Source organism: Marinobacter santoriniensis NKSG1 (assembly GCF_000347775.1).
GTDB lineage: Bacteria > Pseudomonadota > Gammaproteobacteria > Pseudomonadales > Oleiphilaceae > Marinobacter > Marinobacter santoriniensis.
The window spans coordinates 164226-186430 of record NZ_APAT01000026.1 but is presented as its reverse complement, the minus strand read 5'-3'; the positions used below and the strand labels follow the sequence as shown (position 1 = coordinate 186430).

Annotated in this window: 22 protein-coding genes; 10 read left to right on the top strand and 12 right to left on the bottom strand. The window is 59.1% G+C overall.

Annotated elements, in window-relative coordinates; translation table 11 throughout:
• Positions 1–187 precede the first annotated feature (187 nt).
• On the bottom strand, positions 188–1390 hold the full coding sequence (gene tyrS, locus MSNKSG1_RS17575) for a tyrosine--tRNA ligase (RefSeq protein ID WP_008940651.1): 1203 nt from the start codon (positions 1388–1390) through the stop codon (positions 188–190).
• Positions 1391–1692: 302 nt separating this feature from the next.
• Between tyrS and MSNKSG1_RS17570 the strand changes: the two genes are divergently transcribed.
• Complete coding sequence (locus MSNKSG1_RS17570; RefSeq protein ID WP_040887058.1) at positions 1693–3090, top strand: OapA family protein; 1398 nt, start codon at positions 1693–1695, stop codon at positions 3088–3090.
• Positions 3091–3095: 5 nt separating this feature from the next.
• Entirely contained in the window at positions 3096–4193 is a 1098-nt protein-coding gene (locus MSNKSG1_RS17565) for an anhydro-N-acetylmuramic acid kinase (protein ID WP_008940649.1), read from the top strand.
• Between the two features lie 7 nt (positions 4194–4200).
• Here MSNKSG1_RS17565 and erpA read toward each other — a convergent pair whose 3' ends face one another.
• The 4 genes from erpA to argC all read right to left on the bottom strand — a co-directional run bounded on the left by erpA (position 4201) and on the right by argC (position 6884).
• Positions 4201–4533 carry an iron-sulfur cluster insertion protein ErpA gene (erpA, locus tag MSNKSG1_RS17560; RefSeq protein ID WP_008940648.1) on the bottom strand — a complete coding sequence of 111 codons (333 nt, stop codon included), beginning with the start codon at positions 4531–4533 and terminating at the stop codon, positions 4201–4203.
• An 85-nt stretch (positions 4534–4618) separates the two neighbouring features.
• On the bottom strand, positions 4619–5095 hold the full coding sequence (locus MSNKSG1_RS17555) for a bactofilin family protein (protein ID WP_008940647.1): 477 nt from the start codon (positions 5093–5095) through the stop codon (positions 4619–4621).
• A gap of 1 nt (position 5096) precedes the next feature.
• Complete coding sequence (locus MSNKSG1_RS17550; protein ID WP_008940646.1) at positions 5097–5837, bottom strand: DUF6776 family protein; 741 nt, start codon at positions 5835–5837, stop codon at positions 5097–5099.
• Positions 5838–5846: 9 nt separating this feature from the next.
• On the bottom strand, positions 5847–6884 hold the full coding sequence (argC, locus tag MSNKSG1_RS17545) for an N-acetyl-gamma-glutamyl-phosphate reductase (RefSeq protein WP_008940645.1): 1038 nt from the start codon (positions 6882–6884) through the stop codon (positions 5847–5849).
• Positions 6885–7038: 154 nt separating this feature from the next.
• Between argC and MSNKSG1_RS17540 the strand changes: the two genes are divergently transcribed.
• Genes MSNKSG1_RS17540 through hemL form a run of 5 tightly spaced genes read left to right on the top strand, consistent with a single transcriptional unit; the run spans position 7039 to position 11997 of the window.
• On the top strand, positions 7039–8820 hold the full coding sequence (locus MSNKSG1_RS17540; protein ID WP_008940644.1) for a chloride channel protein: 1782 nt from the start codon (positions 7039–7041) through the stop codon (positions 8818–8820).
• Positions 8821–8823: 3 nt separating this feature from the next.
• Positions 8824–9246, top strand: a complete 423-nt coding sequence (gene hemJ, locus MSNKSG1_RS17535; protein WP_008940643.1) for a protoporphyrinogen oxidase HemJ — start codon at positions 8824–8826, stop codon at positions 9244–9246.
• A gap of 41 nt (positions 9247–9287) precedes the next feature.
• Positions 9288–10046, top strand: a complete 759-nt coding sequence (gene thiD / locus MSNKSG1_RS17530) for a bifunctional hydroxymethylpyrimidine kinase/phosphomethylpyrimidine kinase (protein ID WP_008940642.1) — start codon at positions 9288–9290, stop codon at positions 10044–10046.
• Positions 10034–10720, top strand: a complete 687-nt coding sequence (gene thiE / locus MSNKSG1_RS17525; RefSeq protein WP_008940641.1) for a thiamine phosphate synthase — start codon at positions 10034–10036, stop codon at positions 10718–10720. Before thiD ends, thiE begins: the two co-directional genes overlap by 13 nt.
• A complete protein-coding gene (hemL, locus tag MSNKSG1_RS17520; protein WP_008940640.1) occupies positions 10717–11997 on the top strand; it encodes a glutamate-1-semialdehyde 2,1-aminomutase in 1281 nt (426 codons plus the stop codon). The genes thiE and hemL overlap by 4 nt, the downstream gene beginning before the upstream one ends.
• A 12-nt stretch (positions 11998–12009) precedes the next feature.
• Here hemL and MSNKSG1_RS17515 read toward each other — a convergent pair whose 3' ends face one another.
• From MSNKSG1_RS17515 to MSNKSG1_RS17500, 4 genes are all read right to left on the bottom strand, one after another.
• Positions 12010–13347 carry a tetratricopeptide repeat protein gene (locus MSNKSG1_RS17515; protein WP_008940639.1) on the bottom strand — a complete coding sequence of 446 codons (1338 nt, stop codon included), beginning with the start codon at positions 13345–13347 and terminating at the stop codon, positions 12010–12012.
• Positions 13348–13481: 134 nt separating this feature from the next.
• Positions 13482–13895, bottom strand: a complete 414-nt coding sequence (locus tag MSNKSG1_RS17510) for a hypothetical protein (RefSeq protein ID WP_008940638.1) — start codon at positions 13893–13895, stop codon at positions 13482–13484.
• A complete protein-coding gene (locus MSNKSG1_RS17505; RefSeq protein ID WP_008940637.1) occupies positions 13892–14575 on the bottom strand; it encodes an anti-sigma factor family protein in 684 nt (227 codons plus the stop codon). Before MSNKSG1_RS17505 ends, MSNKSG1_RS17510 begins: the two co-directional genes overlap by 4 nt.
• 4 nt (positions 14576–14579) lie before the next feature.
• Entirely contained in the window at positions 14580–15185 is a 606-nt protein-coding gene (locus MSNKSG1_RS17500) for an RNA polymerase sigma factor (protein ID WP_083871152.1), read from the bottom strand.
• A gap of 181 nt (positions 15186–15366) precedes the next feature.
• On the opposite strand from MSNKSG1_RS17500, the gene MSNKSG1_RS17495 reads away from it, so the two are divergent.
• Positions 15367–16305, top strand: a complete 939-nt coding sequence (locus MSNKSG1_RS17495; RefSeq protein ID WP_008940635.1) for a DUF4382 domain-containing protein — start codon at positions 15367–15369, stop codon at positions 16303–16305.
• Positions 16306–16365: 60 nt separating this feature from the next.
• On the opposite strand, the gene MSNKSG1_RS17490 is transcribed toward MSNKSG1_RS17495, so the two are convergent.
• Positions 16366–16941 (bottom strand): tetratricopeptide repeat protein, encoded by a 576-nt coding sequence (locus MSNKSG1_RS17490; RefSeq protein WP_008940634.1) that lies wholly within the window; start codon positions 16939–16941, stop codon positions 16366–16368.
• Positions 16938–19256 carry a penicillin-binding protein 1B gene (gene mrcB / locus MSNKSG1_RS17485; RefSeq protein WP_040887056.1) on the bottom strand — a complete coding sequence of 773 codons (2319 nt, stop codon included), beginning with the start codon at positions 19254–19256 and terminating at the stop codon, positions 16938–16940. The genes MSNKSG1_RS17490 and mrcB overlap by 4 nt, the downstream gene beginning before the upstream one ends.
• A gap of 121 nt (positions 19257–19377) precedes the next feature.
• Here mrcB and MSNKSG1_RS17480 point away from each other — a divergent pair, with 121 nt between their 5' ends.
• Both MSNKSG1_RS17480 and MSNKSG1_RS17475 read left to right on the top strand, forming a co-directional pair.
• Entirely contained in the window at positions 19378–20958 is a 1581-nt protein-coding gene (locus MSNKSG1_RS17480; protein WP_008940632.1) for a bifunctional aminoglycoside phosphotransferase/ATP-binding protein, read from the top strand.
• Positions 20959–20973: 15 nt separating this feature from the next.
• Positions 20974–21345 (top strand): Rieske (2Fe-2S) protein, encoded by a 372-nt coding sequence (locus MSNKSG1_RS17475; RefSeq protein WP_008940631.1) that lies wholly within the window; start codon positions 20974–20976, stop codon positions 21343–21345.
• On the opposite strand, the gene sfsA is transcribed toward MSNKSG1_RS17475, so the two are convergent.
• Positions 21329–22060, bottom strand: coding sequence for a DNA/RNA nuclease SfsA (gene sfsA / locus MSNKSG1_RS17470; RefSeq protein ID WP_008940630.1), 732 nt, complete (start codon positions 22058–22060; stop codon positions 21329–21331). The genes MSNKSG1_RS17475 and sfsA overlap by 17 nt on opposite strands.
• Positions 22061–22205: the final 145 nt, after the last annotated feature.

Sequence of the window (22205 nt, the reverse complement as noted above, 5' to 3'; positions counted from 1 at the left end):
TTTGAAGAAATCTCAAACTCTTTTTTCTTCAAAGCTTTCAAGCAGTTAACTCCCTCGAAACCCGCCATCTCAGCGGCTTGTCCCTCAGAAGTGGTGCGCATTCTACAGGCCTCCGGAGAAGTGTCAACGACGAATCTTAAAAAAGCCCGAAATTAACACCACTCCGTACAACAAACACCCAACCCGCTCACTCCGTGATCAACACCCGGGCGATTTTCTTTTTCCCCGCCTGGATAACGCACGTATCTCCCTTCACAAACGTACGATTCCCTTCGAATGGCTGCCCATCGACATAGACCGCGCCGCGCCCGAGAACATCGCGCGCTGCCGCTCCATTTTTGACCAGACCCGCCAGGCGCAATACCGCGGCCATCGGGATTTCATGCTGGCCATCAAGGGACACCTCCACTTCCGGAACGTTTTCCGGAATCTCACCGAGAGCCACCCGGTTACCCGCGGACTTGTGAGCGGAACGTGCGGCCTCTTCGTCGTGGAAGCGGGTGATAATCTCTTCCGCCAACAGCTTCTTATAGTCCTGGGGGTTCGCGCCGGCATCAACTGCCTTACGAAATTCTTCAACTTCCGCCAACGGACGGAAACTCAGCAACTCGAAATAACGCCACAGCAGTTCATCCGGCATGGACAACAGCTTGGTATACATCTCGCCGGGCGCATCATTGACACCCACATAATTACCGAGGGACTTGGACATCTTCTGAACGCCATCCAGGCCTTCCAGAATGGGCATGGTCAGAATGACCTGCGGCTCCTGACCATAGTGCTTCTGAAGAATGCGCCCCATCAGCAGATTGAACTTCTGATCGGTCCCCCCCAGTTCCACATCGGCTTCAAGGGCGACCGAGTCATAGCCCTGAACCAGGGGATACAGGAACTCGTGGATGGCAATTGCCTGCTCAGCCCGATATCGCTTGGTAAAATCATCGCGCTCAAGCATCCGGGCCACGGTGTACTGTCCCGCCAACTTGATCATGTCCGCGGCGGTCATCTTGCTCATCCAGTCCGAATTGAACACCACCTGCGTCTTTTCCGGATCAAGAATCTTGAACACCTGCTCTTTATAGGAGACCGCATTCTCCCGAACCTGCTCTTCGGTCAAAGGCGGACGGGTTGCGCTCTTGCCCGTCGGGTCACCAATCATGCCGGTGAAATCACCGATCAGGAAAATCACTTCGTGGCCCAGGTCCTGGAATTGACGAAGCTTGTTGATCAGGACGGTATGACCAAGATGAAGGTCCGGTGCAGTGGGATCGAATCCCGCCTTGATCCGAAGAGGCCGGCCCTGTTTCAGCTTTTCTACAAGCTCGTCTTCCGGAATCAGTTCGTCTACGCCGCGCTTGATGACGGCCAACGCTTCATCGATCGATACCATGAACCACGCATCCCCGTTTATGAATCAAAGAATGTACCGGTTACAGAGCTCTACAAAAGAACTCTGTGAGTTACCCGCTCCCCTGCTAGAGTAGTCCTGATCATTTTTCAGACAGCCCAGACCACAGAGGGCGGCGTATTATAGCAGCGACATTGCCAGAAATCCGGGCCCGGAGACAGGAATCGTAATGTTCCCCGCTGTCCTGCGCTTACTTTATCCGGTAATCTGATGGTCTATACTTGATCGAAAGCTTTAATTAGGTAGTTCAAGCTACTGGAATACCGACCAAATCGGGTGCGCACGTGTTTAAAATGTTTCCGAAGACCCACCTAACCATCGCCGCCGGGGCAACCGTCCTGGTTGCTGCGACCGTCCTGATGAGCCCGAGCAGTAACGTCGAGGCCAAGCGGATGTCCTATGCCCTGGACCTCGAGCAGGGTTCGGTTTCGGCGCCAGCCAAGGGCCCGGCGTCTGCGGACGAACAAAACTCCGGGGAAGTGAAGACAGACACCGCCAGCAGCAGCGCACCGACGTCCGGCGAAAAAGGCCAGACTGAAGCCACTGTCGCGGCAGCCCCGTCCGAGCCCGCACTGGACTGGCAGGCCTTTGAGATCAAGTCCGGCGATACACTGTCGTCTCTTTTCAAGGCCGCCGGATTCAATGACGGGATTATGCTCTCCGTAATCCATGGTGAAGGCGACGCCGACAAGCTCCAGCGTCTTTATGCTGGCGAGACGATTCGATTCGCGTCAGACGATCAGGGCAAGCTCGCCGCCGTTGAACTGCAGAGGAACCGGCTTAAGAGCCTCAAGGTCTCGCGGACCGACGACGGGTTCAAGGGCCAGATCCTCACCCGGGAACCCGAAGCCAGGCCGATGTTTGCCTCCGGGGTGATTGACGATTCGCTCTATGCCTCAGCCAGGGCTGCCGGCCTGAACGACAAGCTGACCATGGAATTGACAGACATCTTCGGCTGGGACGTCGACTTTGTTTATGACGTGAGAAAAGGCGACCGTTTCGAGGTGGTCTACCAGGACCTTTACCTGGACGGGAAAAAGCTGGGTACTGGAAAAATCCTCTCTGCCCGCTTTATCAACCGGGGCGACGAACGACTCGCGCTGCTGTATACCGATGATGCCGGCAACAGCGACTACTTTACGCCGGACGGAAAAAGTATGCGCAAGGCGATCCTGCGCACCCCGATTGATGCCCGGGTTTCGTCCCCGTTCAATCTGCAGCGCCGCCATCCGGTTCTTGGCGTCGTTCGTCCGCACGAAGGCACCGATTACGCCGCGGCACCCGGAACGCCAATCAAGGCCGCGGGTTCAGGCAGGGTCATTTCTGCGGGACGGAAAGGCGGTTACGGCCGGGCCGTGGTACTGCAACACGGTGATGGAATCACGACGCTGTACGCGCACATGAGCCGCATTGCCCGCGGCATGAAAGCCGGCTCCCGCGTCAAGCAGGGCCAGACCATTGGCTACGTCGGATCATCCGGCCTTGCCACCGGCCCGCACCTTCACTACGAATATCGGGTCAATGGCCGCCCGGTCAATTCAAGAACAGTGAAACTTCCGGACGCGAAACCGGTTCCCTCCTCGGAGATGGCGCAGTTCAGGAAGGTCGCCGACCAGCGCCTCGCGCAGTTCAACGTATTCGAGGGAAGAGAACAACAACTGGCGATGGCCGAGGAAGAATAAACCCGATGGAAACCTGGCTGGGGTTAATGTCAGGGACCAGCATGGATGGCATTGACGCTGTGCTGGTCTCTTTTCAGGACCGATCCATGACACTGGTCGGGACACATTCTCTGAGCTATCCGGACGACCTCCGTCACCGACTGCTCTCCGCCAGCCAGAATCATGCAAGCCCCGATGAGATCGGCGAACTGGATACGCTTACCGGGCATCTGTTTGCCCAGGCTGCCAATCGGGTCATCGCCGACACCGGCGCCGACATTCACTCCATTCGCGCCATTGGCAGCCACGGGCAAACCATCCGCCATCAACCCTCCGGCAAAGCGCCGTTTTCACTCCAGATCGGAAACCCTGCGGTGATTGCCGAGTTAACCGGCCTGACCACCGTCGCCGATTTCCGGCGCCGCGATATGGCCGCGGGCGGCCAGGGGGCACCGCTTGTACCCGCCTTTCATAAAGAGTTTTTCGGATCTACATCGGAAAGTCGCTGCATTCTGAATCTTGGCGGCATCGCCAACATAACCTGGCTCCCGGCCATCGGCGAAGGAGACGTCACCGGATTCGATACGGGCCCGGCGAATGCGCTGATGGATGCCTGGTGCCTGGACCAGACCGGGCGGCCATACGACACCGATGGACACTGGGCAAAAGAGGGAAACGTCGACGAAGCACTGCTATCCGACATGCTTTCCGACGCCTATTTCCGGAAAAAGGGGCCCAAAAGCACCGGGAAGGAAAAGTTTAATCTGGACTGGGTCCGGACACACCTCGCAAGACATCCAGACATGCGTAATGCGGACGTGCAGAGAACGTTACTGGAACTGACCGCGCTGTCCATCAGCCAACAGTTACCGGATTACGGATTGAAAACGATTTATGTCTGTGGCGGTGGCGCACGCAACCCGGAACTGATGAAAGCACTGGCTGAAGCGGTTGCACCCCGGGACCTGAAGATCACATCGGAACTTGGACTGGACCCACAATGGGTCGAGCCGACGGCATTTGCCTGGCTCGCACGGCAAACACTGGAAGGAAAACCGGGCAACCTCCCCGAGGTGACCGGCGCAAGCGGTCAGAGAATCCTCGGTGCCATCTACCCGGCCTGAAGACTCATCAGATAGAGAATGAACTCCCGCAACCACAAGTCGAGGTGGCATTGGGGTTCTGCACGACGAACTGCGAACCCTGCAGCCCTTCCTGGTAATCGATCGTAGCTCCCACCAGATACTGATAACTCATGGAATCCACGAGAAGGGTCACACCATCACGCTCAATGGCCGTGTCATCCTCTTCCTGAGCCTCATCAAATGAAAAGCCATACTGAAACCCGGAGCAGCCTCCACCCGTCACAAAGACGCGCAGCTTGAGATCGGGGTTACCCTCTTCCTCAATCAGTTCGCGTACTTTGGCAACAGCGCTATCACTGAAGAACAGCGGGATGGCCATTTGTTGCTGAACGACACTCAAGTTCGCCTCCGGGGATCATCAATTGCAAGAGCCCGATTATGGTATTCCTGACTAAAACAATCAACTATTCGGACTTTCCACCATCGACCGTTTCCGGTTCGGTCCTGCCGAGTTCGACTGACGCCGATGAAGGCTTCCCGGATTTTTCACCATTGGTCAGCAGGCCCACGGGTTCCTTCTGATGAACGAGATTGCCATTCACCGTCGCCCCCATGGCCATCTGAATCAGGTTGTAATACACGCTGCCATTGATGGACGCCTTTTCGGCCAGTTCCAGATGGGCAGAGGCATACACATCGCCATTCACCGTACCGTTGATAATCACGTGCGGGGCGATAATGTCACCGGTAACTTCACCCACTTCCGAAACCCGGAGTACGGCATCGCTTCCCTCTTCCGCAACCACCTTGCCATGGACCCGACCATCCACGTGCAGTCCACCGGAAAAGGTGATATCACCCTGAACCGACGTTTTCGCCGAGATCAGAGTGTCAAAATGGCCCACCGGGCGACGAGGCTTCTGCTTCTTCTTACCGAGCATGTTATTTCTCCGTTAGATCATCCCAGTCAAAGGTTCTCTCTGCCTGCGAGGATTTCCGACCATCGGCCTGGGCGACCACCTGGACTTCCAGTGGCTGGAAGTTGTCGGGAAGAACCAGGGTGCCTTCCACATTCTGGAAAAACCGGAAGCGAAATTTCACACCAAGGTCTTCAATATCCTTCGACAGATCCCGCAAGGCGATGACTTCTTTCTGTTCGTCGCGCAGGCCGATGACGTTTACCGCCACCACCCCGGAAATATAGCTTTTATTATTGCCCACCTGGGTCAGTACAAGCTTGAAATCCCAGCTACCTGGCTCGTAGTCCCGAGCCAGCGCCAGACTGTCGACCTGAAGCCCTTTGCTGGTCTCGGAGGGTGCCATAATATTTTTATAGAAAGTCAGGTCGGACTTCAGTGATGCAATCCGGTTTTCCAGCTCGGCGATCGTCTTGCGGGCGCTGCCCAGCGCCTGCTGGTCAATCACCTTGCCTCTCTCGAGGTTCACCAACTTCTGCCGGGTTTCCCGGAAATCGCTTCGCAGCGTATCCAGCTCTTCCTGCAATGTGTCGTTGGACGCAGCAACATTCGACAACCGGAAACCACTCTGGGCCAGGCCGCCGGCGTACCCTGCAATGGCCGCAACCAGGGTAAAGATCAGCAGGATCGCGGTCCGCCGGATGCGGTGACCCGGACGGTGACGAACCACCACATACTCTTCTGCGGGCTTTCGCGAGTCGCTCACAACGGCTCCTTAGGGCAACAAAGCAGGTGCTTCAAGCCCCATTGTTTCACGGAAGCCGAACATGATGTTCATGTTCTGGACGGCCTGTCCCGCAGCCCCCTTGACCAGGTTATCAATCACCGAAGACACAATGACAATATTGCTGTTCTCCTGGCGATGTAGCGCCATCCGGCACTGATTGGCACCGCGAACACTCCGTGTCTCGGGGTGACTCCCGAAGGGCATGACATCTACGAATGGTTCATCCTGGAAACGGGCTTCATACAGGGACTGCAAACGATCAAAGGCACCCGGATCGTGAAGCTCCGCGTACAGAGTCGCTTCGATCCCACGAATCATGGGAATCAGGTGCGGCACAAACGTCACCCCAACTGAACTACCGGCGGCAGCGCTCAGCCCCTGACGAATCTCTGGCAAGTGTCGATGACCAGAGGCGCCATAGGCCTTGAAGCTCTCGCCAATCTCGCCATGCAACATGCCAATCTTGCCCTGACGGCCAGCGCCACTGGCTCCCGATTTGGCATCGGCGATCAGTCGGGACGCGTCGACCAGCCCCTCCTCGAGCAAGGGCAGGAAACCAAGCTGGACCGCTGTCGGGTAACAACCCGGGTTGGCGACCAGCTGCGCCTGACGGATCTCGTCCCGAACCACTTCCGGCAAACCGTAGACAGCGCGTTCTGCCCAGTCGGGGCTCTCGTGGGCCATGCCGTACCAGTTCGCCCAGACGTCCAGATCCTTGATCCGGAAGTCGGCGGACAGGTCCACAACCCGCACTCCGCCTGCCATAAGCTCTGGCACCATCCGCATCGCCACACCATGAGGTGTTGCGAAAAACACGAGATCGCAGGCTTTCAGCACGGCGACGTCGGGCTCCGAGAATGCCAGGTCGAAGTGTCCTCGCAAATTGGGGTACATATCGGCAACAGGCATGCCTGCTTCCGAACGGGACGTGATGCACTGGACACTCACTTCCGGATGAACCGCAAGAATTCTCAGCAATTCGACACCCGTGTACCCGGTGCCACCAACGATACCGACTTTAATCACCATTCTCTCCAGCGAGGCTTTATCAGAATTGGGAGGTTCAGCCCTTTAGTCTACCATGATAAACCAAGGACTTATTGCAGCACGGCGGCTCCGCATTACAATGTTGTGAAAAATTCACGACGCACTCCCCATCCTGACGGGAAACTCCGAATTCATGCAAAAACTCTGGCAACAGATCACCGGGAACGTCATGCCCGCGCTCCGGCGCCGCATGACCGGGGCGGATGCCTTGCCCCGACTGGCGGTTCTGGGGCTGCTGTCAGGGCTTGTTACCGGCGCAGTGATACTGCTCTTTCGCCTGGCCATCGAGTGGCCCCTGGAATATTTCCTCCCGGATGGCAGCTCCGAGTCATTCGAGGAACTCGATCTCCTGACCCGGGGGATACTCCCTCTGGCCGGAGCCGTCACCCTCGGTCTTATCACCCATCAACTGGCCATAAACGACCGCAAGGTGGGCGTGGTTCATGTCATGGAGCGACTGAACTACCACCAGGGCTATATTTCGCTGAAGAGTGCGATTGTGCAGTTCGTCTCCGGGGTTGCGACCGTCGTGACCGGGCAATCCTCCGGGCGGGAAGGTCCTGCCGTTCACCTTGGCGCGACCTTCTCGAGCCTGATGGGCCAGTGGATGCGCCTGCCCAACAACAGCATTCGCACACTGGTGGCGTGCGGCTGTGCCGCCGCCATTTCGGCGTCGTTCAACACGCCCATCTCCGGCGTCGTCTTTGCCATGGAAGTGGTCATGATGGAGTACACCATCGCGGGGTTCACACCGATCATACTGGCGGCCGTCAGCGCAGCCATCGTAACCCAGGCCGTTTACGGGCCTGAACCTGCCTTTACAGTGCCCGGACTGACACTCAACTCACTGGTGGAAATCCCCTGGATCCTGGTGATCGCCGTCATCATAGGCATTGCTGCCGCGCTCTTCATTCAACTGGTCGACATCATGGGCCGCTTTCACCAACGCCCTATTTTCCTCCGGATCAGTCTCGCTGGCGCACTCATGGTGCCCTTTGCCATTTTCATTCCCGAAACCATGGGCATCGGCTACGATACGGTCAACGCCACCATCGACGGCGAGCTGGGCTTCTGGCTTTTGCTCGCCGTCGGGCTTGCAAAGCTGATTATCACCTCACTGTCCATCGGGTTGGGCATGCCCAGCGGTGTGATCGGCCCAACCCTGTTCATGGGCGCTACGCTTGGCGGTGCCATGGGGCTGGTCGGCGCCGAGCTGGCACCGGACATTTCCTCGTCCATCGGGCTATACGCCATGCTTGGCATGGGGGCCATGATGGGAGCCGTACTCCAGGCTCCCCTCGCGGCCTTGATGGCTGTGCTTGAGCTGACCCGAAATCCGAACATCATCCTTCCGGCCATGCTCATCATTACCACCGCCAGCCTGGTCACCAGCGAAGTCTTCGGAAAACGTTCGTTGTTCCTCACCATGCTGAAGAGCCAGGGCCTCAGCTATCAGAGTTCCCCGGTGATACAGGCACTCCGGCGGGTTTCGGTGGGCGCCATCATGGAAAAAAATATCATGCGTTCAGCCCGCCACCTCTCCGTTGCCGAGGCCCGAAAGCTGTTAAAATCCGAGCCGAAATGGCTGATCGTGGAGGGGAGTAGCGGCCCGACAGCACTCATGCCTGCGGTGGATCTCGCCCGCTACCTGGAGGACACCGAGGAACTCGAAGCCGACAAGGTTGAAAGTGGTGACAACCCGGAGAGCATCGACCTGATCAACATTCCCGCCAATCGCCGGGACATTGCTCCGGTTCAGTACCAGGCCACGCTGGAAGAGGCGCTGAATCAGTTTGAACTGACCAACGCCGAGGCGCTCTACGTACAACGTCACGTGGCACCGATGATCCAGCGGATCTACGGGGTGGTCCTGAAATCGGACATCGAAAGCTATTACCAATATCGACGGAGCTAACGAATGCTGTGGGTTAAAGCCTTCCACATTATTGCCATGGTTTGCTGGTTCGCCGGCATTTTCTACCTGCCCCGGCTATTCGTGTATCACGCGGCCTGCGAGGATGAAGCCGGCCGGGAGCGATTCAAGGTCATGGAGCGCAAGCTCTATCGCGGCATTACAACACCCTCCATGGTCGCGACCGTGGCGCTCGGGATCTGGTTGATCAGTTACAATGTATCCGGCTATCTCAGCCAGGGGTGGCTTCACGCAAAACTCGCGTTGGTGGCGCTGCTGATTGTCTACCACTTTTACTGCGGCCACCTGGTGAAGGTTTTCCGGGATGATCGCAACACCCGGAGCCATGTCTTCTACCGCTGGTTTAATGAGTTGCCCGTTTTCATTCTTCTGGCCGTGGTCATTCTGGCCGTGGTCAAACCGTTTTAAGGAGTGCCGTCATCGAAGGATATACCCGCCCTCAGGTTCTCGTGCTTTCCGGTCTGGATCCCTCTGGCGGAGCCGGCATCCAGGCAGACATCCAGGCGATTACCTCCCTCGGGTGTCACCCGCTTCCGGTGCTGACCTGCCTGACGGTACAGGACACCCGCAATGTGTATGGCGCCAGCCCGGTGGACGCGGAGCTGATCCGGCAACAACTCGAGTGCGTGGCAGACGATTCGACCATTCACGCCATCAAGACCGGGGCCCTGGGGAACGCCGGGATCGTTGATGTCGTGGTCGAGTTCATCAGGAAACGCCCGGACGTGCCGGTGATCACCGATCCGGTGATAAAGGCCGCCGGCGGCGGCGACCTGGCAGATGATGCGCTGATCACAGCCATGAAAGAGCGGCTGTTCCCCCTGGCGGAGATGATCACGCCAAATGGGGAGGAGCTTGTCATTCTCGGCGGGGATGCCGATGCCGACCGGGCCGCGCAAAACCTCATGGACCGCGGCTGCGGATCCGTGCTGGCCACGGGCGGCCATGGTACCGGCGTCCATATCGTTAACCGGCTGTACAATCACGCTCCCGACCCGATGCAGTGGGAAATCGAACGGATCGGGGGCGAATACCACGGCACCGGCTGCACTCTGGCGGCGGCGATCGCTGCCGGCCGAGCCACGGGGCTGTCAGCCCGGGCCGCAATCGCCCAGGCCCAGAACTACGTGCACCGGGCGATACTGCACGCGCTTGCCGTCGGGAAGGGCCAGCCTGTTCCGGACAGGGGTATTCAGTGGGAACGCTGAAACCGATATCCAGACCGGGTCTGTATGCCATTACCGACACCATTCTGATGCCGGCGGACCGGTTGGTGCCCGCTGTCGAGGCGGCCCTTCGCGGTGGTGCGGTCCTGGTACAATACCGGGACAAGACCTCGCCCCACACGGACCGACTCCGGCAGGCGAGTGCGCTGGTGTCAGCGTGCCACAATGCCGGCGTGCCCCTGATCATCAATGACGATTACGAACTGGCCAGGAGGGTGGGCGCAGACGGCGTTCACCTGGGCCAGGAAGACGGTGCTGTCACTGAGGCGCGCGCGCTACTCGGCGAGCAGGCCATTGTCGGCGTGACCTGTCACGCCAGCCTGGACCTGGCCAGAACAGCCAGGTCCAACGGTGCCGATTACCTGGCCTTTGGGCGATTCTATACGTCGGGCACCAAGCCCGACGCGCCCAAGGCGGCACCGGAGGTTCTGACCCGCGCCCGTTCTCTGGGGCGCCCCCTGACCGCTATTGGAGGCGTGACGACGGACAACGGCGCAGAACTGATCCGTGCAGGTGCGGACATGCTCGCCGTGGTCGGCGGGCTGTTTTCAGGCACACCAGACCAGATCGAGCAACGGGCGCGGACATTCACTCAGCTGTTTGCGACCCATCATCCACTTTACCCAATTTCCAGCAAACCAGGAGCCCAACCATGACGCACTCCGAAACCCTGTTCGAACAGGCACAGAAATACATCCCCGGTGGCGTTAATTCACCGGTTCGGGCCTTTCGGGGCGTGGGTGGAACACCGATCTTCTTCAAGCACGCCGAAGGCGCCTACCTGTTTGACGAGGACGACCGCCGCTACATCGATTACATCGGATCCTGGGGACCGATGATCCTCGGACACTCCGATCCCCGCATCAAAGAAGCGCTCCACCGCCAGGTCGATCTCGGCGTCGGCTATGGTGCGCCCACGGCCATCGAAACCGAAATGGCAAAAAAGGTGTGCGAACTGGTGCCGTCCATTGATCTCGTCCGGATGGTCAACTCCGGCACCGAGGCCACCATGAGTACCATCCGCCTTGCCCGGGGCTATACCGGACGGGACAAGATCGTCAAATTCGAAGGCTGCTACCACGGCCATGTCGACTCACTTCTGGTGAAGGCCGGCTCCGGCGCCCTTACCCTGGGCGTGCCCAATTCCCCGGGCATCCCGGCCAGTCTCGCGGAACACACACTGACGCTTACCTATAACGACATTGATGGCGTCCGGGAAACCTTCCGGAAAATGGGCGACGACATCGCCGCGATCATTGTCGAACCGGTTGCCGGCAACATGAACTGCATTCCACCCGTGCCCGGTTTTCTCGAGGCCCTGAGGGAGGTCTGCGATGAGCACGGCACGGTACTGATCTTTGACGAAGTGATGACCGGATTCCGGGTTTCTCTCGGCGGGGCGCAGGGGCTGTTCAATGTGACGCCGGACCTGACGGCACTCGGCAAGGTCATTGGCGGCGGACTGCCGGTAGGCGCGTTCGGGGGCAAGCGGGAAATCATGGAACACATCTCGCCCCTGGGTCCGGTCTATCAGGCCGGCACACTGAGCGGCAACCCGCTGGCGATGACTGCCGGCCTGACCACCCTGAACGCCATCTCAGAACCGGGTTTCCATGACCGACTGACGGAAAAGACCAATGCTGTCAGAGACGGTCTCAAGTCGGCAGCCGATGAGGCTGGCATCCCGCTGACCGTCCAGAGTGCCGGTGCCATGTTCGGCTTCTTCTTCACCGAAGAAGCCTCTGTCACCCGCTTTGATCAGGTGATGGGCTGCGATGTCGAACGGTTCAAGAAATTCTTCCAGGGCATGTTGCAGGAAGGGGTGTATCTGGCGCCCTCTGCGTTTGAGGCGGGATTTACCAGCGCAGCCCTCTCGGACGATGACATCGAACACACGATTGCCGCGGCCCGCAAAGTAATGGCAACGCTCTAACCATCACAGCGGTCAGAAGCTCCCTTCCAGCGTCACCATCACCGTGTGGCGCTGGTAGGTGTAACGCTCGATACTGCTGGCCGTATCGCGATATTGCCACTCGCCCCGGACGCGCCACCGGCGGTCCAGTGCTTTTTCAACAAAACCACCCATATCCCATCTCCGGTCTATACGACGGTCTTCCACGAGGACGCCGTCTTGCAGCAACCGGTGGGGATCTTCGTAACGACTGAACCGGAAACCACTCTGCGCGCCCAGGGAAAGATCACTCCGAACCCGATACTTCAACACCGCATCAAGGGAGTGGTGGCGCGGAGACACGCTCACGAACTGGGAACCGACCGTCAGGTCGTTCCGGTCATTCACTTCCCACTGATACTTGCCTTCCAGCGTCCAGTTCTCAATGCGCCTTTCAGCCTCAACGCGCAACCGGTACCAATGGCCATCGTAGGCCTCGAACTGATCACCCGCCAGGACTCTCGCTACCGCAACTCCGGCCTCGCAGTCATCGATCACACCACCGAAACATCCCTGATCGACCAGACTTCCCTCCACACCATATCGGGTTTCAAAGGGATCCTGCCCGAACCAGGACTGGCTGACCAGGAGGCTGCCATGCAGCGTCCGCTCCGCCCAGGGGGCGGACCAGGAGAGCCGGCCCTGCAGGAAATCGGTATCGTATTCGGAGTGAGAGGGAAATTGCCGGCCCAGATAAACGCCCTGCAGGTTCCAGACTCCGGACGGACCTTCGGCCAGTCGGGCACCCGAGGCAGCTACCGCTTCCAGAAACGCCCCGCCATCCCGGGACAGTGCCGCCTCCGGCAATCCAGCGATGTTGCTGTCATACCCACCTGATACCGACAGGTAAGACTGATACGGGGAACCGGCATCCTCCGAAGTCAGTCCGCCCAGCTCCGAAAGCTTGATCCGCGCCATGCGCCTGAGTTTGTCGGAGTCCGATTCGCGCGCTACCGCCTGGAAATAGGACCGGGCCAGGGATCTTTGATCACGAGCCAGAGCCACAAGACCGAGGTTATAACGTGCCAGGGCACTGTCGTGGGAAGACAACAGCTTTTTGAAGGAGCGCTCGGCGGCCTCGTAATCGGAAAGCCGGTAATAGAGTACACCGAGGTTATAGTGAAGCGTGTTCGAATCCAGACCCGCCGCCCGGGCCTGCTCAAGGACATCCCGTGCTTCGGCAAGCCGGCCCTGATTGAAAAGCAGAACGCCCTGACGAAGCAGATCGGTCGCTGAATCCTCCGATGCCACCATTTGGGCATGGAGCGCGGTGGAAAGAGCTAACATCAGGCAACCAAAGAACAGCGACTGGAACAGGCGGACGGCCGACAAAAGGATGCTCCGTTCATCATCCGGGACGGGAAGTGGCAGTACCGATCGCCAGACCGGCACCTACCCTTGACGATGAAGCAGAGTATAACAGCAGACGGGAGGAATAAACGCCCGACCGTTTACATTACGCCCGATCAGTTGCCCGGCTTGGCAACCTCCGGCAGCTTGTCGCGAATCTCATCCACAGCTGCGGGCAGCTCGGGACGTTCCGGCCGCTCGGGCTTCGCTGCCGGCACGTCAGGCTTGTCCGGTACGTCCCTGTTTACATTTGCAGACTCACGGGCCTGGTCCGCCATCTCCTGACCAAACGCCCGTCCCTGTTCCCTGGCGTCCTCGGCCGATTCCAGCCCCGCCCCGGCTTTATCCCTCGCTTCCGGTGCCGCGCGCTCAGCGGCCGGCGGCTCCGGGAGCTGAATCTCACGCACCACCGACTTCGTCAGGTCCTGGTCGTCGAGAACCATGCGCATGGTGACGTCCAGATCGTCGCCCGCGTAGGCCTGGCCCGTTACCAACAGGCCCATCATTGCAGCCGTCAGATACCATTTCATGATGCAGGAACCTCGTTACCTTTCTCTACCGTCGGAATATCGACCTTGAAACTCTTCTGCTGCTTGCCCGTATTCAAATGCGCCACCAGCTGACCTGCTCCCGGAAACAGCACCTTGAGAGGCAGTGCCAACACATTCTCGCCAGCATCAAGACTGACCTTCCAGCTCAGTTCATGGCGCCCGGGCCAGGATGCAATCTCCACGTTCGGAGGCAATTCCAGAGTCAGGGTCACATCATCCAGTGCCTGTCCCGAACTGAACGCAAGCCGAACGGTCTTCTCAACCGGTTGGAACGCGGCCGGCTCCGGGGATGCGTCGGCCAGGACCGGTGAGGTGTCGGAGCCTGCCTGGCGATCCCCGTTCAAAAACACACCCATAGAAACGCCGAGCGCAAGCGCAGCGGCAACGGCGCCGCCGAGCACACGGTGACTCCAGCGCCCCTGATCCGGTGCCCCCCGGGTCGCGGCACGTAACACACGGGATTCAAAATCGGCAGATGGAGCAGGCACGGAATACCCTTCCACCAGCCCGGCACGCAGGCAGCGTTCCTCCTCAAGTGCATTACTGCACGCAGAGCAACCACTCAGGTGCTCGGACACCCGCCTGGCCAAATGATCGGACAGTTCGTTATCCAGATAAGCCGCAAGGCTTTCGCGTGTTTCCCGACAGGACATATTCATCACCTCACTCCTCCACACGACGCGGGGCGGATTCCGGTTCCAGCTGGCGCTGAAGTTTTTTCCTCAACGACGCCCGGATCCGGTGCAGCCGGGATTTTACCGTCCCCAGCGGTATATCCAGGATTTCCGCAATGTCCTCCTGTCGCCAACCGTCCACATCGTGGAGGAGAATCAACGTTCTCTGATCCGGATCGAGGCTCGCCATTGCTGCGTCGAGCAACGGTCCCAGGCGAGACTGCTCCAGTAACAGGGAGGGACCGGCCTCCTCCGCTTCCAGACTGTCGAGCCAGTCCGCCTGGCTGTCAGATTCGACCAATTCGCTCAGAGGCCGATCGCCCTGACGGCCTTTCCGGCGTACCTGATCGATAAAATGGCGATAGAGCACCCGGTTCAACCACGGCCTGAGTTGCTCGACCGACTCCAACTCCTCAAGTTTCGGATAGAGTTTACAGACCACATCCTGAACGAGATCTTCTGCATCCTGCTGCTGGCCGGACAGACGGTAGGCGAATCGATACAGACCATTCAGATGCGGCTGGATAAGCGCTTCAAATCGTCGCTTTTTGCTGGTTTTAAAGGGAAGAATCGACAAACTCGTCACTACTCGCATGGTTCGCTGGTTGACCGGCAAGTCTATACCAGTAGCGCATCAAGTTGCATCGCCTCTGACGACCATCCTCAGCGTGACCCCATCGTTTTCATGAGAAAAGGTTAATCAAGACAGAAGGAACTCTGCGTACGCCTGCATCGTGAAGTGAGTGACATACCCACCAAAACATCACGGAGGTTGTATGAAGCGTTCCATGCAAATGTTTGCAGTGTCAGCGCTGGCCGCAGGTGTAGCCGCGTGTGGCGGCGGAGGTGACGGCAGTGCCACAGGTTCCACCGGCACCGTCTCGTTCAACATGACCGATGCACCGGCCATGGAGTTTACCGATGTTACGGTCGCCTTCACCGGGATTCGCCTGAAGCATGAGGACGGAGACTGGATCGAGTTCACCTTTGACCAACCCAAAACCTGGAACCTTCTGGACCTTCAGGGCGGCATGCACGAACCGCTCATTACGGATGAGGAAGTACCGGCCGGTGATTACACCGAACTCCGCCTGATGGTGGATACCGCCGACTCCTACGTAATCGAGAGTTCACAGCCGGATGTGGAGAAAACCCTTGCGGTTCCCTCAGGCGAGCAGAGCGGCCTAAAGCTCAAGGGTAATTTCGTGGTCGCGGCCGATACGTCCACGGATTTCACCATCGACTTCAACGTGGCGAAGTCCATCGTGAATCCCCAAGGCAAATCCCTGGCGGATTACCTGTTGAAGCCGTCGCTCCGGCTGACAAATACGCTGGAGACCGGATCGATTACCGGTGAAGTGGATTACCCGACGATAAACTCCACCCGCTCGGCAGATGCGGATCTTGCCAACTGCTCAGACGGCTATTACGGCTCGATTTACGTCTATCAGGGTGCGGGCGTCACTCCGACCGATGTGAACGTCAACACAGAAGACGGCCCCCTGATGACGATTCCTGTCAAGGACGATAACAACGACGGTATGTATAGCTACACCGCCGCCTACCTGACCGAGGGTGACTATACCCTGAGCTACACCTGTCAGCTGGACGACAACGAAACCACCGATGACACCGTAGAGTTCGAGGGCACCCAGACTGTGTCCGTGGTGGCCGGTGAGGAAACGCAGGCGGACAGCATTCCACTGACCCCCTGATAAAAAAGTGAAGACCCCCTGATTGCCCCTGCCCTTGCGCAGGGGCTTTTTCTTTCCCGATTACAATGCTGAGGCTCGAGCTTCCGCCTGATCCGCGCCGGCGACATTTCCGCGGGCACGCCGGATATCCGCCAGCAGCAACCAGCCGGCTCTCTGTAATCTCGCGTTATCCCCCGCCAGCGACAATCCCTTGAGGGTAAACTGTTCTGCGCTTCCCAACTGATCTGCAGCGACGTAGGCTTCCGACAGCTTGAAATACACTTCGGCCGAACGGGGCGCAATCCTCTGTGCCCTTTCGAGACGGGCAATGGCTCCCCGGGTGTCGCCGGAGGCCAGCAGATTGTCAGCCTCGCGGACGAGACTCAGCGCGGCGGGAGAAAGGGTATCCCCGGAGGCACTGTAACTCGGCGCCGAGGAGTCGCGCCCCGTCTCGGGCTGAGCCGGCTCGGCCGGCTGCTCACTCTTGCGCCAGACCCGCGATTCCGGAGCGTCATCCGTGCTTGCCTTTGGCGGCTCCGGCGCCTGAGTCGGTTGCCCCCCGACGGGAACGTATATTGAACCCGGACCGCTGGCGCAGCCGGCAAATACCAGGACCGCACTCAGAACACTGGTGCGGCCCAAAACAGAAAACCTCATTCGAACAATCCTTTAAACCAGCCCTGTATCCGCTTTTGCAGCGCCCCCGAACAGGATACCTCACGGTCCGGTTCGCTGCCGGTTATAAACGGAACGTAGCGTGCATTTTCACAATACTCATCGGTCAGCGCCTGTCGCTGATCGTTCACCCAATGATACCCCACTCCGTCCGGAACAACCGGCGCAAAACCATGCTGAGGTACCTTTGCCATAAAACGCGACCACACCGGCAAGGCACCGCTGGCACCGGTCAGCGAGGTCGGACCGTTATCATCCCGGCCAACCCACGCCACCGCGAGATAATCACCGCTGAACCCGGCAAACCAGGAATCCCGGCCATCGTCTGTGGTACCCGTCTTTCCGGCCAGGGACAGGGATTTCGGGACGGTGTAATACGCGGATTGGCCGGTGCCCTCCTGCATGACCTCCTGCATGGCGTACTGGACCAGATGCACCGCCGACGGGTCCGCCACCTGGTCCACCTCCAGTGGATAGCGGGACAGCGCTTTGCCATGCGCATCCGTTACTTCCCGAATCGTGCGTAACGGCGTATTGAAACCGGATGTCGCCAGCCCCTGGTACATCTGGGCAACCGTCACCGGTGTCATGGACACCGAGCCCAGCAACATCGCGGGATACCGGGATATGGACGATGTCACCCCGAAATCCTGAAGCGTCTGAGCCACGACATCCACACCTACATCGAGCCCAACCCGAACCGCCGGTAAATTGTAGGAATGGGCCAGCGCCTGGTGCAGGGGAACCTCCCCCCGCTCCTTGCGGTCGTAGTCTTTCGGCTCCCACCGGCGACCGTCGTCGAACTCGAGGACAAACGACTGGTCCTTGACCGGAGAGATCAGGGTATAGCGATCGGGCTGCGACAATGCCGACAAATAGATAAACGGCTTGATCAGCGAGCCGATTGGCCGACGGGCGTCCAGGGCCCGGTTGAAACCGGCGAATTCGGGTTTCTTGCCGCCCACCAGGGCCAGTACTTCACCGGTATCCTTGGCTGTCACTACCAGCGCCGACTCAAGCTTGCCACGCACATCACCATGCCCGAGGCGGGGCAATGTTTCCCGGACCGAGTGCTCGGCCGCAGCCTGGATAGCGGGGTTGAGTGTGGTGAAAATCCGCAAGCCGGCCGAGCTCAGGTCCTCTTCCCGATAGTCCCGGGCCAGATGGCGTCGCACCAGATCGATATAGGCGGGGTAGCGATTTTCCGAGTAGGACGGTTTCTCGCTGACTCCCAATGGGAGGCCGCGGGCATGTGCTGCCTCCGATGCGCTCAGCAGGCCCGTCTTTTCCATCTCCGAAAGCACCAGGTTGCGGCGCTTGAGCGCCCGGTCCGGATTGCGCCTGGGGTTGTAATAACTCGGCCCTTTCACCATACCGACCAGCAAGGCAATCTGATGGGGCTTCAGGTTTTTGAGCGACTCACCAAAATAAAACTGGCTGGCCAGTCCGAAGCCATTGATGCTTCGGGTTCCGGCCTGACCGAGATAAACCTCATTGAGGTAGGTTTCAAGGATGTCGTCCTTGTCGTAATGCCATTCCAGCAAAATCGACATCAGCGCTTCGTTCGCCTTGCGCAGCAGCGTCTGATCACGGGTGAGAAACAGGTTTTTCACCAGTTGCTGGGTCAGGGTACTGCCTCCCTGGACAATCTCGCCCGCCCGAAGGTTCGCCAGCATGGCCCGGGCAATCGACAGCGGGGCGATGCCGAAATGATGGTAGAAATTCCGGTCCTCAACTGCCATCAGGGTCGCCGGCAGCAGCTTGGGAACATTCTGGAGCTGGACAAGGATTCGATCTTCCCTGTGGGTGGGATAGATGCCGCCAATCTGCGCCGGCTCGAGACGGATAATGGGCGACGATTCGCCGCTGACAATGCGGAAATCGTCCACCTGATCATCACGGATTGTCAGTGCCACACGGCGCCTCGGCTCTTCACCGTCCGGGAAGCGGAACCCCCGGGTGCTGATCACAAACCGGGATCCGCTGCGACGGTAACTGCCAGGCGCGACACCATCGCCCTTGCGGAACCCGGAGAGTGACAGTTCCTGCTGAAGCGCCCCGGCGCCCACACTGGCGCCCTCGTACAACTCCAGCGGACGGGCATAGACCCGGGAAGGCACCTCGAAACGACGTCCTTCGAAACGCGAGGTGACAACCGCATCCAGATACACCATCCACCCGATCAAAAGCGCAAGGCCAATGAGCGAGAGACGCAGGAACAGACGCCAGAAGCCGGATGTCCGGTTAGTGTTTGTCGGCTTACGGGGAGATTTTCGGGAAGTCTTTGATTTTGGCATGGCTGGATTATAACGAACCCACTTGCCCGGTAGGCAGACCTGCCGTGTGTTATTTCTGTAATCTGCCCGTTATGATAGGCCAACAAAAATCAACAGCTTCAGGGAAATCGAGGAGAATAGTGTGGGAGCAACTTCGGGTAATACGCTGATCCAGGCGCTTCAGAATCCGGCGCTCTATGACCACCCGGTCCGGTCATTCCAGCTGATTGAAACCCACATTTCCCAGGTGATCCTCACTGGCGACTACGCCTACAAGATCAAGAAGCCGATGGATTTCGGCTTCCTCGATTTTTCCACGCTCGAGCGCCGGAAACATTTCTGCGAGGAAGAAGTCCGCCTGAACCGCCGGCTGGCCAGCAAGCTCTACCTGGAGGTCCTGCCCATTACCGGCTCCCCGGAGCAACCGGAAATCGGCGGCAGCGGCGAACCCTTTGAATACGCCATCCGGATGCGCCAGTTCGATCAGAGCCAACTGTTCGACCGACTGCAGGAGCGTGGAGAACTGACACCGGAACTGCTGGCCAGCGTGGCAAGGCAGACCGCCGAGTTCCATGAGCAGTTGCCTGCCATTCCCGACGACAAGCCTCTGGGAACGCCGGAAGCGGTCTACGCTGCGATGCAGGAAAACTTTGACCAGATCCGCCCACTGATTGACGACAAGACCCTACAGGCCCAACTGGACAACCTGGAAGCCTGGACCCAATCGACCTTTGAGCGACACCGTAACCTGATCGCGGAGCGTCGCGCCAATGGCTTCGTTCGTGAATGCCACGGCGATCTGCACCTCGCGAACATTACCGTGTTCGAGGGCGAGGTTACCGTTTTCGACTGCATCGAATTCAATGAACCCTTCCGCTGGATCGACGTTATCAACGATCTCGCCTTCCTGCTGATGGACCTGGAGTCCCGGGGCGAATACGGGCTGGCCAACCACGTCCTGAACAGCTATCTGGAGTATCGCGGTGACTTCGAGGCCCTGCCTCTGCTGCCTTTGTACAAGGCCTATCGGGCAATGGTGCGGGCCAAGATTGCCCTGTTTACCATGGGCAATCCCGACCTGTCCGAGAGCGAAAAAGCGGACCTCCTCGACCGCTACCGGGCCTATGCACAGCTGGCGGAGGATTACAGCGACATTCCCAACCACTACCTTCTGGCCACTACCGGACTCTCCGCCAGCGGGAAAAGCTGCGTCAGTGCCGCCATGGCGGCGGAGCTGGGGCTGATCCGGCTGCGCTCGGACGTCGAGCGCAAGCGCCTGCATGGGCTCTCGCCGCTGGACGACAGCAAATCCGGTACCGGTGAAGGGCTTTACACACCGGAAGCGTCCACCAAGACCTACCAGCACCTTGCCGACCTGGCTGGCGAACTCCTGGGCGCCGGCATTTCTGTCATCGTGGACGCTGCCTGTCTCAAACACGAAGAGCGGGATCTTTTCGCACAGGTGGCGGAAGCGCAGGGCGTGCCGTTCATCCTGATTCATTGCGAGGCCCCCGAAGCACTGAGGCGGCAGTGGATCCGGGACCGGAGGGGCGACGCTTCGGAGGCGACAGAGGCCCTGCTGGATGCCCAGCAAAGCTGGTTCGAGCCACTCCTGGCCGAGGAGAAGGCACACACGATTCATCTTCGCACAGACGAGGAACACGTTGCCGAGGCGGTCGCCGACCGGATCCGTCAGCATTTCTCGCCCAACGTCCCGGGATGATCGGCGGAGTCACTGATGCCAGAACAGCCAAACCCGTGGCAGACCGTGTGCGCCCTTGATGAGCTGGAACCCGGCAAGTTCGTCGAATTCCGGCTATCCGTCAAGGCGCGGGAACCCGAGGGGATGCCCCTGACGGGCTTTCTGTTCCTGGAACAGGGCCATGCAAAGGCCTACCTGAACCAGTGCCCACACCTTGGCATCGAGCTGAACTGGATGCCCGGACGATTCCGTGACAGCGATGGTCTTTTCATCCAGTGCTCCACCCACGGGGCCCTGTTCAAACCGGATTCCGGCGAATGCATCGCCGGGCCCTGCCAGGGAGATGCCCTGACGGCGCTGGATATCCGCGAGCAGGATGGGCAGTGGCAGATCAGGCTTCCAGACTGACCGGAACCGGTTCGGTCAGTGTCAGGTTTCCTGAAGGATTGCCATCAACGTCTGCCAGGGCAGCGCGATAGGCAATAATTTCCACGCCCGCCGCGGCGGCTTCCCGCAACAGGCGACCGTATACCGGATCGATGTGGTCGGCGGGCCGCACCTGGCCAATACCGGTGTGGTTCACCACAAAAAACAGGACAGCCCGATCGCCGGCCGCCACCTGGGCCATCAGTTCGCGAAGGTGTTTCTGGCCGCGGGTGGTCACGGCATCCGGAAAGAAACCCTCACCCTCTTCCGCCAGCGTCACGTTCTTCACTTCGACCCAGGCATCCGGAGCGTTCCTGTGCCCGCCCAGAAACAGATCGATCCGGCTGTTCTCCGCTCCGTACTTCACCTCCGAACGACACTCGCTGTAGCCGTCCAGTTCCGGCACCAGCCCGGCCTCCACGGCATGACGGGCCTGGGCATTGGGACGAGCCGTATTCACGCAGGCCAATTGTCCCGACCCCGTCTCCACCAGCTCCCAGGTGTACTTCAACTTGCGCTTGGGATTGTTGCTTTCACTCAACCACACCCGGGCATTATCGGGTTGGCAACCGCGCATGGAACCGGTATTCGGACAATGGGCCGTCACTTCTGTGTCGTCGGACAGGCGCACATCCGCCAGAAACCGCTTGTAGCGGCGAATCAGCTGCCCTTCCAGCAAAGGTTCTGAAAACTTCATGGGCTCTCCGTACAAAGTCAGTGTCACAAGGCTGGCACCCCCGGAACTTATCTGCTATTTTCCGCAAATTCCCGTTTCAGGACGAATGCTTCATCCAGGGTACAAGCGCGCAGTCATGCAGGCTGGCACGTCGGGAAGCAAAGCG

Bases quoted from the DNA above. Each gene is read 5' to 3' on its own strand.
- tyrS (WP_008940651.1), bottom strand. From the start codon at position 1,390: ATGGTATCGATCGATGAAGCGTTGGCCGTCATCAAGCGCGGCGTAGAC.
- MSNKSG1_RS17565 (WP_008940649.1), top strand. From the start codon at position 3,096: ATGGAAACCTGGCTGGGGTTAATGTCAGGGACCAGCATGGATGGCATT.
- erpA (WP_008940648.1), bottom strand. From the start codon at position 4,533: ATGGCCATCCCGCTGTTCTTCAGTGATAGCGCTGTTGCCAAAGTACGC.
- MSNKSG1_RS17555 (WP_008940647.1), bottom strand. From the start codon at position 5,095: ATGCTCGGTAAGAAGAAGCAGAAGCCTCGTCGCCCGGTGGGCCATTTT.
- MSNKSG1_RS17540 (WP_008940644.1), top strand. From the start codon at position 7,039: ATGCAAAAACTCTGGCAACAGATCACCGGGAACGTCATGCCCGCGCTC.
- hemJ (WP_008940643.1), top strand. From the start codon at position 8,824: ATGCTGTGGGTTAAAGCCTTCCACATTATTGCCATGGTTTGCTGGTTC.
- hemL (WP_008940640.1), top strand. From the start codon at position 10,717: ATGACGCACTCCGAAACCCTGTTCGAACAGGCACAGAAATACATCCCC.
- MSNKSG1_RS17510 (WP_008940638.1), bottom strand. From the start codon at position 13,895: ATGAAATGGTATCTGACGGCTGCAATGATGGGCCTGTTGGTAACGGGC.
- MSNKSG1_RS17505 (WP_008940637.1), bottom strand. From the start codon at position 14,575: ATGAATATGTCCTGTCGGGAAACACGCGAAAGCCTTGCGGCTTATCTG.
- MSNKSG1_RS17500 (WP_083871152.1), bottom strand. From the start codon at position 15,185: ATGCGAGTAGTGACGAGTTTGTCGATTCTTCCCTTTAAAACCAGCAAA.
- MSNKSG1_RS17495 (WP_008940635.1), top strand. From the start codon at position 15,367: ATGAAGCGTTCCATGCAAATGTTTGCAGTGTCAGCGCTGGCCGCAGGT.
- MSNKSG1_RS17490 (WP_008940634.1), bottom strand. From the start codon at position 16,941: ATGAGGTTTTCTGTTTTGGGCCGCACCAGTGTTCTGAGTGCGGTCCTG.
- mrcB (WP_040887056.1), bottom strand. From the start codon at position 19,256: ATGCCAAAATCAAAGACTTCCCGAAAATCTCCCCGTAAGCCGACAAAC.
- MSNKSG1_RS17475 (WP_008940631.1), top strand. From the start codon at position 20,974: ATGCCAGAACAGCCAAACCCGTGGCAGACCGTGTGCGCCCTTGATGAG.
- sfsA (WP_008940630.1), bottom strand. From the start codon at position 22,060: ATGAAGTTTTCAGAACCTTTGCTGGAAGGGCAGCTGATTCGCCGCTAC.